We start from the raw sequence: 3,721 nt of genomic DNA on the forward strand, positions 1-3,721 counted from the left end.
TCTTTTTCAAACCATTCAATCATTTCATCCGCCACTTGTTCTGGCGTTCCAACTATTGTCTTATGCCCTACCCAAGTACTAAAACGATCTAATAAATCTCTTAATGTAAGATGTTCATTCTTAACGACACGTTGTACGGCTTCACATACTGATTTTACGACCTTTTTCGATAATGTTTCATAATCTGGTAAGGACGATACAATTTCATCTAGTTTCCATTCACTTATACCTAAACCAATGCATTTAGATAATTGTTTCTTGCGTTTTTCAAGTGGCATCATATCATCTAATTGGCGCTTAAGTTTGTATGCATTCTTTCTCATCCTCATCAGCATAAACAGTGAGACCTGGTAATACAAGAGGTGGTTGACGATACTTATTTATTAAATCTTTTATTTTCATGCACGCTCATTTCCAATCTCAACTGTAGTAACACATCATTAGCAGCAAAACCCTCTTTTACACACTTATGAAAATCACTTATACCTTCAAATACTTCTGCTTTAACTCGTTTACCTTGCTTGTTTCGTCCAAACGGTTTATCATACTGTTTGATAAAATGAGATATTACATCTAATTTTTCTAAAGGTATACTATTATTAGTATTACTAAATAAACTATTTACACTATTTTCTTTCCACTCATTTACAACTTTAAATAATTTAATGAATAATTCATTATACATATTATTTGGTACATAAGCGAAATCACTTCCTAACAAAGCAGTTAGTTCCGTATTAAGAATATTTAAGTTTTCAATATATTCAAAATGGCTTTTCACATTGATATAGCCAAATTTTGATAATATAACAAATTGAATTAATTGTTCAACATATTCTTCATCATATTCTTTTTTATTCTCCAATGCGCCAATATAGTTAAATGATTGACGTATTCTCCAACTTAAGTCCTCTACAAATTCTGAGAAGTTGTTAAAATGTTCTGTGAATTTCATATAATCCATTTTTATTGTTTTATTTATTTTACTACTAGAATCAAAGTGTTTATTAGCATTTATATATTTCATATATGAATGATTTAATAATGCTACATAAGTTATTGCAATAACATACTCATGTATTTTAAATTTGCTTTCCTTGTTGTATTTAGTTTTTGTCGATCTTTCTCCCATTTTAAAATAATTAGATTTATCAAGCTCATTGCTATTGTTAATTAAAAAACTTACTACATCGTTTTTATTAAGTAAGTAAGTGTTATAGCCAAAGACTTTTTTACTAATATACTTATTTACGTAAGCATAAAAATCTAATGGTAATTCATTCATTTCAGTTAAATCTTTACTTAAAATTGGTGTAATATTTGAATTTAAAAATTCTTTTTGTTCATCCGTCACAATGTTAAATAATGATTCGTACTTATTAGTATCACTTATTTCATCTAGAATTCTAAGTAACTCATCTTCATCTATTTTTTCAAACAAAATATTTGTGTTTTGAGTATCAAAGTTATACCACAACATGGCATTACTTTCATCTAAACTTACATTAATAGCATTATCTAGTCCGTAAAATGTAGTTTGCACTATGATATTTTTCATATATTTTTTTATTTTTTCATCTTGGTTTCCTTGTCCATAAGTATGAATGAATAAGTAATATAAAAACTTATAAACAATATTTTTACCATTAAAAATTCTTCTTGTTTTCTCAAAAAACACTAGCCACTCATAATGACTTTGTTGATCTAATTCCGATACTCCTATAAATTCACCTATTGCATCTAAATATCTAGTAACTAATAAATCTGCTGCTATATAATTTCCGCTTATATTACTAATTGAAGCTATATCATCATCATAAATTATAACTTTCTTTTGTTTGACAATGACATGATAACCTATCATAGATTCTGTACTTTCAACAATATTTCCTCTTTCAATTTCACACGATAAGTTCGGTACAGCCTTCCAATTTTCTATCGATTTTATACAATAGCGATGTAAATATTCTAAAAAGTCATACATCTAAAAACCCTCCTATTTTGTCAAGTAATTAGCATTGCAATTATGTATGTATTATTTGCCCAGAACTATTAGAGCTTTAAACTTTATACTTCTCTATTATAGTCATTGTAATTTCCAACCGCATCAACAAAACTTATTCAGTCATGATGGAAATAATCAAAAAATAAATAGGAGTGATTTTATGACTTATAAAAGTCAAGAATTTATAAATTTAAAAAATGCAGATTTAGCTATTGCAAATAGTTTACAGAAAGGCACTGAATTTACAATTGGTGATTTAACTAAAAAATCAGGGCTTAACTGTTCTAGGGAGGTTCAATGTGAGGTAGGACGTTGGTTCGCCTATTTTGTAAAATATACGCCTAGCATTCCTTTTATTATCATTGGTAAAAAGAATGGTAGCTTATTGTATCAAAAAATAGGAACTAATCCACTCAATGATAGCAACTCTTCGAAAGGAGGTGTTCGCTAATGAGTCATTACATCATTTTTGAAGTAGGTCCATACCAATTAGATGCAAAGGCGTGGCGTAAAACTATTCCACCTAAAAAAGATGGAGATAAGGAAAAAGTAGTGCCTATATCTAGTTGTATCGTTGTTGAAGCTAAATTTTGGCATGCCTCAGAAAATACAGAAAAAATAATTATTTCTAACGGTAAAGATAAAGAACATACATTTGAATCTGATATTTTAACAACTCAAAAGTTACCTTCTTTGATTAAATATGGTCACAGTATCAATGAAAGTTATATAAGAGATTTGAGCTATGCACTACAATTAATGCGTGATGAACTGCCCACTTCTGATTTATATGATGGCTCGGGCATCATAGAAACACCCTACGGTTACATTGTAATGATAGATACCGTTTACACATCTAAACAATATGATCGGTCAGCATCCTTAGATCCTATTGTCGATAGTGCTTATCTATTAGAGCCTAAAGGGACATTTAAAGATTGGTTAAATATGTATATGAACGAAGTCAAAGGTCATCTTCTTCTAGAGTTAGCGGTCGTATTTGGAATTTCTGCCTTAGTGACAAGCTTTCTGAAGTACAAACGTGAAATCGAATTTGCAGGAATTATCTTTAGTTTTACAGGCCAGTCATCAACTGGTAAATCAACAGCGGCAGCTTTAGCGGTATCCGTCGCTGGAAATCCAACCAAAGGTAATCAAACACTTTTTCGAAGTTGGAATGGTACACGTAATGCACTTGAAGGTTATTTAAGCAACAACTATGGTGTACCACTAGTATTTGATGAACTCTCATCAGCAACTTTTAAAGATACAACAGGGTTATTGTACTCTATCGCTGAAGGTCAGGGGCGTCAACGTTCCAATGTACATGGAGAAGTTAAAACGCCTAAGAATTGGGGCACTTCTGTGATTTCAACCTCTGAATACAGTATCTTTACTGATTCTGCTCAAAATGATGGTTTACGCGTGAGAACTATTGAAATTAATGAACGGTTTACTAAAGATGCAACAAATTCTGACAATATTAAAAAATCTGTGGCACTAAACTATGGTCATGTTTTACCGTTAGTAGCTAAATATCTTATCAACCGTGAAGATGAAGTCATTCAATGGTTTCAAGATGAGCATCATTGGTTTAAAGATAAATTGAAGGATGAAAAAAATAATACTGGTATTCGTATGTTTAAGCGCTATGCGGCTATCACTACTTCGGCCAAGATTCTAAGTCGTGTTTTAGCTACAGATATTGATATCGCT

The 3,721-nt window shown here is 30.7% G+C and carries 3 protein-coding genes and 1 pseudogene; 2 read left to right on the plus strand and 2 right to left on the minus strand.

Going from position 1 to position 3,721, the window contains the following annotated elements; all coding sequences use genetic code 11:
- Both HMPREF2647_RS10500 and HMPREF2647_RS10505 read right to left on the minus strand, forming a co-directional pair.
- Positions 1-323: pseudogene (locus HMPREF2647_RS10500) on the minus strand (LLM class flavin-dependent oxidoreductase); the annotation flags it as partial.
- A gap of 53 nt (positions 324-376) precedes the next feature.
- Positions 377-1,984 (minus strand): hypothetical protein, encoded by a 1,608-nt coding sequence (locus HMPREF2647_RS10505; RefSeq protein ID WP_049436967.1) that lies wholly within the window; start codon positions 1,982-1,984, stop codon positions 377-379.
- A 181-nt stretch (positions 1,985-2,165) separates the two neighbouring features.
- Between HMPREF2647_RS10505 and ssb the strand changes: the two genes are divergently transcribed.
- Both ssb and cch1 read left to right on the plus strand, forming a co-directional pair.
- Positions 2,166-2,456: a cassette chromosome ssDNA-binding protein gene (gene ssb, locus HMPREF2647_RS10510; protein ID WP_049436965.1), complete on the plus strand. Its 291-nt coding sequence runs from the start codon at positions 2,166-2,168 to the stop codon at positions 2,454-2,456.
- The coding region (gene cch1, locus HMPREF2647_RS10515) for a cassette chromosome replicative helicase (protein WP_256326495.1) at positions 2,456-3,721 on the plus strand (1,266 nt) is incomplete at its 3' end. The genes ssb and cch1, both read left to right, overlap by 1 nt.

This window comes from Staphylococcus sp. HMSC035D11, from assembly GCF_001836075.1.
Lineage (GTDB): Bacteria > Bacillota > Bacilli > Staphylococcales > Staphylococcaceae > Staphylococcus > Staphylococcus hominis.